The 6460-nt window shown below is 39.9% G+C and carries 7 protein-coding genes; 3 read left to right on the top strand and 4 right to left on the bottom strand.

Annotation, left to right across the window (positions count from 1 at the left end):
* Window positions 1–243: 243 nt before the first annotated feature.
* From BFM98_RS20060 to BFM98_RS20045, 4 genes are all read right to left on the bottom strand, one after another.
* Complete coding sequence (locus BFM98_RS20060) at window positions 244–960, bottom strand: LutC/YkgG family protein (protein WP_066038257.1); 717 nt, start codon at window positions 958–960, stop codon at window positions 244–246.
* Entirely contained in the window at window positions 960–2387 is a 1428-nt protein-coding gene (locus BFM98_RS20055; RefSeq protein ID WP_066038256.1) for a LutB/LldF family L-lactate oxidation iron-sulfur protein, read from the bottom strand. Before BFM98_RS20055 ends, BFM98_RS20060 begins: the two co-directional genes overlap by 1 nt.
* 15 nt (window positions 2388–2402) lie before the next feature.
* Window positions 2403–3119 (bottom strand): (Fe-S)-binding protein, encoded by a 717-nt coding sequence (locus tag BFM98_RS20050; protein WP_066038255.1) that lies wholly within the window; start codon window positions 3117–3119, stop codon window positions 2403–2405.
* A gap of 139 nt (window positions 3120–3258) precedes the next feature.
* Window positions 3259–3990 carry a FadR/GntR family transcriptional regulator gene (locus tag BFM98_RS20045; protein ID WP_066038254.1) on the bottom strand — a complete coding sequence of 244 codons (732 nt, stop codon included), beginning with the start codon at window positions 3988–3990 and terminating at the stop codon, window positions 3259–3261.
* Between the two features lie 512 nt (window positions 3991–4502).
* On the opposite strand from BFM98_RS20045, the gene BFM98_RS20040 reads away from it, so the two are divergent.
* The 3 genes from BFM98_RS20040 to BFM98_RS20030 are packed head-to-tail and all read left to right on the top strand — an operon-like array spanning window position 4503 to window position 6154.
* Window positions 4503–5213, top strand: a complete 711-nt coding sequence (locus tag BFM98_RS20040; protein WP_016995208.1) for a cytochrome c biogenesis CcdA family protein — start codon at window positions 4503–4505, stop codon at window positions 5211–5213.
* A gap of 34 nt (window positions 5214–5247) precedes the next feature.
* On the top strand, window positions 5248–5634 hold the full coding sequence (locus tag BFM98_RS20035; protein WP_004229473.1) for a response regulator: 387 nt from the start codon (window positions 5248–5250) through the stop codon (window positions 5632–5634).
* Window positions 5635–5659: 25 nt separating this feature from the next.
* Window positions 5660–6154 (top strand): CcdC family protein, encoded by a 495-nt coding sequence (locus BFM98_RS20030; RefSeq protein ID WP_004229470.1) that lies wholly within the window; start codon window positions 5660–5662, stop codon window positions 6152–6154.
* Window positions 6155–6460: the final 306 nt, after the last annotated feature.

The following is a 6460-nucleotide window of genomic DNA, read 5'->3' as shown; positions in this document are numbered from 1 at the left end:
ATCACTAACTGCACCCCCTGTATTAGATTTTTTAAGTCCAATATTTTGGGTGCAGTTCAGAGCGTCACAGAGGAGACCCTGGAGCGAACGGAAGTGAGTGAAGCGGCTCATCGGACGCCCCCTGGAAAGGACGCTGGCGGAACGGAAATCAACCCCTCACCTTGCAAAGTTGCTTTTTCTGCAGTTGACATCATCTTTTTCAACAAAAAGAACAGGCATGCGGTGAAATGCATGCCTGTTCTTTTACTGATCATCAATAACAATATAGGTTGCTTGAATAGGGCCATGGACACCAACGATAAGAATCATTTCGATATCGGCTGAGTTACTTGGTCCCGTAACAAAGTTGATACAGGAAGCAATTTTTTCACCCTGACGGATTTTTTCACTAATCCAACGAGCTGCCTGTGTCATACGAGGCACAATTGTACTTTTAGGAATGATAATGATCGACTTTTCAGGTAAAAAGCTAATGCTTCTCCCTCTATCTTTGCTACTAAAAAGCACGGCAGTTCCCGATTCTGCTAACGTCATTTCACTAATTGTCACGCCAATATTAGCTTTTTCAGCTTGACGGATATTTTCCTCAGGTTGCTGTGAATCCCATTCATAAAGCTGAATATTGGCTTGTGGCCATTGTTCGTTCATAAGTGCGGATAATCCGTAGTCCTGGAACCGTTTATCCTTCCATGTAATAACAGACTGACCTCCATACTTGTCAACAACGTCCTGTAAATCCTCTGGAAGTGTCGCAGTATTAGAAATGACAATATTGGTATGGATGTTGGCACACTGCTTAATTAATATTTCCACCAATTCATCCTTTGTCGCATCTTTGAGCACACGATCTTGTGGCTGATACTGCCAAGTTGGTCGTGGTAGTTCTGTCTTAGGCGAACGTCCGAGCTGCTTCGCAATATTTGCTAAAAAGGTTTCTCGACGCTGAATCATACCAGTCATTATTGCCCGCCTCCTTTTGTACGATGCTTCATCCAGTCTCTAAAGCTGTCTTTACTTGGTGCAGGGAAATCCCTTGCCTCAGTCCATGCTTTTAATGGGCCTGGACCATTAGAAATAGTCTTGTTTTTGATAAATGGAGACATGGCAGGTGCAGCCATTTTTGTCGCCATTTTATAAAGGGTAGGGGAGGAAGCCCCTAGACCAAATGCCTTCATTAAAAGCTTTTCAGAGATAGGTGCCTTGCCCTCATTTTCAACAATGACCTGACGATGGCGATGAATGAGCTGATGTAATGGAATTTTAACAGGGCAAGCATCTGTACAAGCACCGCACAATGTAGAAGCATAGGGCAGTTCTTTAAAATCATCGTAGCCTCCTAAAAGTGGAGAGAGCACAACACCTACAGGTCCAGAGTAGATAGAGCCATACGTATGCCCACCAACATGACGATAGACAGGGCAAGCATTAACACAGGCAGCACAGCGAATGCATTGTAAAATAGGCTGGAATTCACTACCTAAAATAGCCGAGCGTCCATTATCAACAATAACTAAATGAAATTCCTCTGGTCCATCCGTATCCTCTTCGTCCTTTACGCCTGTTAATGTTGTAATATAGCTCGTTAGCTTTTGACCGACAGCACTTCTTGTTAATAAACTAACAAGGACCTCCATTTCTTCAAATGTAGGAACTATTCTTTCCATTCCCATAACTGTGATTTGTGTTTTTGGTAGCGCTGTTACTAAATCAGCATTGCCCTCATTCGTAACGAGTGTAATCGATCCACTTTCAGCAATAGCAAAATTACAGCCTGTAATACCAATATCGGCTGTTAAATATTCCTGTCTTAATTTTTCACGTACATAAAGGGCAAGTTCCTCTGGTTTTTCTGTTTGACTGTAGCCTTGTTTTTCCTTAAAAACATCTCGAATTTGCTCCTTATTTTTATGCAAGGCTGGCGCCACAATATGCGAAGGGGGCTCGTGATCTGCCACCTGCAAAATATATTCACCTAGGTCTGTCTCAATCACTTCACAACCAAGCGCTTCTAAAGCCGTATTTAAGTTAATTTCTTCTGTTACCATTGATTTGGATTTCACAATTTTTGCCGCATTTTTCTTTTTAGCAATGCTTTGAATATAGTCGGTTGCTTCCTGTGCAGTTTGCGCAAAGAACACATGCCCACCTCGTTTGGCAACATTTTCACTTAATTGATAAAGGTAATAATCAAGATTTGCTAAAACATGCTTGCGAATTTCCTCTCCATGAGAACGCCATTCTTCCCAATGTCCTAATTCCTCTGCTTGTTGAAGGCGACGTGTTTGAAAACGTTCTTGGGCACTCGAAACCGCACGACGCATAAACTGATTATCTAGCTCTTTCGTGACACGTTGTTGAAACCGATCATCACTTGTTTTCATGGCCATGTTTATTTCCCCCTTTTATCGGCAATTTAACACTTCTGCAATATGCATCACTTTAATTGGCTTACCCTGACGTTGAATGCGACCACCGATATTCAATAAGCAGCCTGCGTCAGCTCCTATCAAAATGTCAGCGCCTGTTTCTTCCACATTCAGTACTTTTTCATTGACCATTTCTCCAGAAATATTGCCCATTTTAACTGAAAATGTGCCACCAAATCCGCAGCATCGATCCTTACCAGGGAGATCCACATAATGCAAGCCCTTGACGTTCTTTAATAATTGGAAGGGTGCCTCTGTTACACCAAGTAATCTTGTCATATGGCATGACGTATGATAAGTAGCTTTACCTTCTAGATACGCTCCTACATCTTCTATCTTTAATACGTTGACAATAAACTCTGTGAATTCATAGGTTTTAGCTGCTAATGCTTGCGCTTTTGGCTCCCATAGGGGGTCTCCTTTAAAAACTTCTGGATATTCCTTCAACATATAAGCGCAGGAACCAGAGGGAGAGACTACATATTCAGCATGCTCAAAGGCTGTGATCATTTTTTTCATCGCATTTTTCGATTCTTCGACATAGCCGCTATTGTAAGCAGGCTGTCCACAGCAAATTTGATCCTCTGGAAAGTCGATGTCACAGCCAAGTCTTTCTAATACTTCAACAACTGCTTTTCCCACATCCCCTTGAAACATATCCACTAAGCAAGTGGCGAATAGTGTGACTTTCATATTCATCGCTCCTTTTGTAAACAACTGGTCATCTGATGACTTGTCAATAATTTAATCTTACAACAAATTTGAAAAAGTGAAAACGTTTTTTTATGAATTTTCAGAAAAGAAAAACTACCTAGCTTGTACTAGGTAGTTTTTAGTGTGAATTGGATTCTGTTGTTTCGAAATATTGTAATAGCACTTTTTCAACGTTGCTTAAATGAGATGCCATTGCATGTTTGGCTAGCTCTTCGTTTTGCTGTTTAATCGCGAGGAAAATCTGCATATGTTCATCATATAATTGTTCGCTCGTTGTTTTTTGTGAATACAACCAAATTCGCCGTGTCTCTTTCATCGTTTCGATCATTAAACCAGAAATTTGATCTAAAATTGTAGTGAGTAGGGGGTTTTGAGAGGCATTGGAAATAGCTGCATGAAATTGATAATCTGCTTTTTCACCAAGCTCGCCATCACCATGTACCTGCTTCATATCCTCTAAAATTTGTACCATTGCCTGAATATCCTGATCTGTACGTTGGAGGGCTGCACGTCCTGCCGCTCCCACTTCAATAATTTTGCGCACTTCTAGTAAATGAGCAATATCCTGTTTATTCGTTAACATAGCGGTGGATAAAGGAAAGTCAAGCTGATGGGCTGGCACACTTTTGACAAACGTTCCAGAGCCTTGTTTGATTTCAATCAATCCCATTGCTTTTAATGCAGATAATGCCTCCCGTACAGCGGAACGACTCACTTGTAATTGCTCGGCAAGCTGCTCAACTGAGTCAAGCCGATCACCTGGCTTTAGGACACCAGCTCGTATTTTTTCATGCAAGATTTCGGATACTTCTTCATAGATCTTTTTTGGTCTAATCTTTCTTAATTCCAAGGGCTACACCTCTTTTTTTCGCTCATTTGCTATCATCATTATACATGAAAATAAGTCATTTACTCATGGTTTACCATGAACACTTTGTGTAGAGTAGAGGACTGTCGAAATTTAAAGAAAAAATAATGAAACATATAAACATATAATAAGGTCATCAGATGACTGTATTTCCAGATGATTTAAAAGATGAGTATAAAATAAATAGTTTCTTACTATAACATGAGCGTGATAGTGTCTATGAAAAACAGAAGCTTCTTTCAACATTAATGACAAGTAATCGACACTGTCAAGAAAAAGGTAGAAAAATTAGCTATACTCTTTTTGAATAAGGGGGAAGATTGGCGGATTTTGTTGACAGAAAATCAACAGGAGCGCATAATGCAGAAGTAGCTTGGTGGGACTTCTCAAAAATCTCATCATTTTGCCATGAAACGTTCACAAACTAGAAGGGCGCTTTTTATTTTGTTTTTTGGTACGATGGATGCAGTAACTGTAAGGAGCGAATAAAAAATATGGGATCTGATATTAACGTATTTTTAGCTTTTGGTGCAGGGTTCTTAAGTTTTATTTCACCATGTACTCTTCCACTATATCCAGCATTTTTATCGTACATAACGGGTATGACATTAGATGAGCTAAAATCAGAAAAAGGTATGCTACAAAAACGTGCCATTTTCCACACACTATTCTTTTTACTAGGCTTTTCCATTATCTTTATCATTATTGGACTAAGTGCTTCATATGCAGCAGAATTCTTCCTAAATTATCAAACATTATTACGACAGGTTGGGGCTATTTTAATCGTCGTATTCGGTTTAATGATTGTGGGATTATTGCAGATAGACTTCTTAATGAAGGATCGAAAGTTCCAATTTAAAAATAGACCATCTGGCTATTTTGGGTCTGTCTTAATTGGTATTGCCTTTGCGGCAGGCTGGACACCATGTACAGGACCAATCCTTGCATCGATTATCATGTTAGCAAGTACAAACCCAGGTGCGGGCTTTAGCTATATGTTTGCGTATTATTTAGGATTCGCCATTCCATTCTTCGTGCTATCTTTCTTCATTTCACGAATGACTTGGATTCGTACACACAGCCAGAAAATTGTAAAAATCGGCGGTTACATCATGATTGCCGTTGGGATTTTATTATTCTTTGATGGCTTAACGTATATTACACGCGTTTTACAGCCTATTTTCGGTGGATTTACAGGGTTTTAATTTGTTAAACTAAAGAGGCATACCGAACTTTAACGTGGAGGGAGATGAACATGTGCCTACAGTTTTAGTAGTAGATGATACGCTATTTATGCGTGTTGCAATCAGTAATATGTTTACAGAATGGGGCTATGAGGTAGTCGGTAAGGCAGTAAATGGTAAGGAAGCTGTGGCGATGTATCGTGAGTTACAACCAGATTTAGTCACAATGGATGTAACGATGCCCGTTATGACAGGTATTGCAGCCGTAAAAAAAATCATCCCAGAATTTCCAGATGCAAAAATCATTATGGTAACAGCATTAGGGCAGCAAAAATTAATCGTAGAAGCGATTGAGAGTGGGGCAAAGGATTTTATTACAAAGCCTTTCGAGCCAGAACGATTAAAGGCTGTTGCTGATCAATTACTTGGACAAAATTGTTAATTAGACATTAGAGGAGGATTTTTTTATGTTAAGCAGCATCCCTTCTCACTATTATGTTATAGGGTCGACCATTATGGCCATTCTTATGGGGAGCTTTGTGATGGTCATACGAATGAGAGCTTCCAAAATGCCGACAAATGAGAAGAAAATTATTATTCCACCAATAGCGATGTCCTCAGGTGCACTGATGTTTTTATTCGAGCAATTCCGTGTACCACCGATGCAAATCTTAGAGGCGGCAGCTGTAGGAATGGTATTCTCGACAATATTAATTGCTACTTCTAAATTTGAAGTAAAGGGTCGAGATATTTATTTAAAACGTTCAAAAGCATTCGCTTTTATATTAATCGGATTGTTAATATTCCGAGTGGTGGCGAAAATGATTTTAAGTAGCTCCATCGATGTCGGTGAATTAGCAGGTATGTTCTGGATATTAGCCTTTGCCATGTTAGTACCATGGCGTATCGCAATGCTAATCCAGTTTAAACGCGTCAAAAAAACAATTCCAAAACTACACTAGTGCTGAAGCTAGTGTAGTTTTTTTATGCATTTAAGCGCTGGAGGAACTGGATAGCCTTATAAAAGTGACGGATAAAGCAGCAAAGCGCGGATAGAAGTCCAAAAAAAGAGGATAAAGCTTGCAAAGTGCAGGATAGCCTCATAAAAGTGGCGGATAGAATCCCAAAAGTAGAGGATAGAGCAGCAATGCGCGGCTAGAGGTCCAAATTTGTTTTTTTAAACAACTGAAGCTGCCGACGGATTTAACGCGGTGAAGCTTTGGTGTGGGCAGTGTGATGATCACAAAAAGACGGGTAGTCATGATCAT

The sequence above is a fragment of the Lysinibacillus sp. AR18-8 genome (genome assembly GCF_001705465.1).
GTDB classification, from domain to species: domain Bacteria; phylum Bacillota; class Bacilli; order Bacillales_A; family Planococcaceae; genus Lysinibacillus; species Lysinibacillus capsici.
The sequence above is the reverse complement of the archived record's forward strand: the minus strand, read 5'-3'. Positions and strand labels throughout refer to the sequence as shown.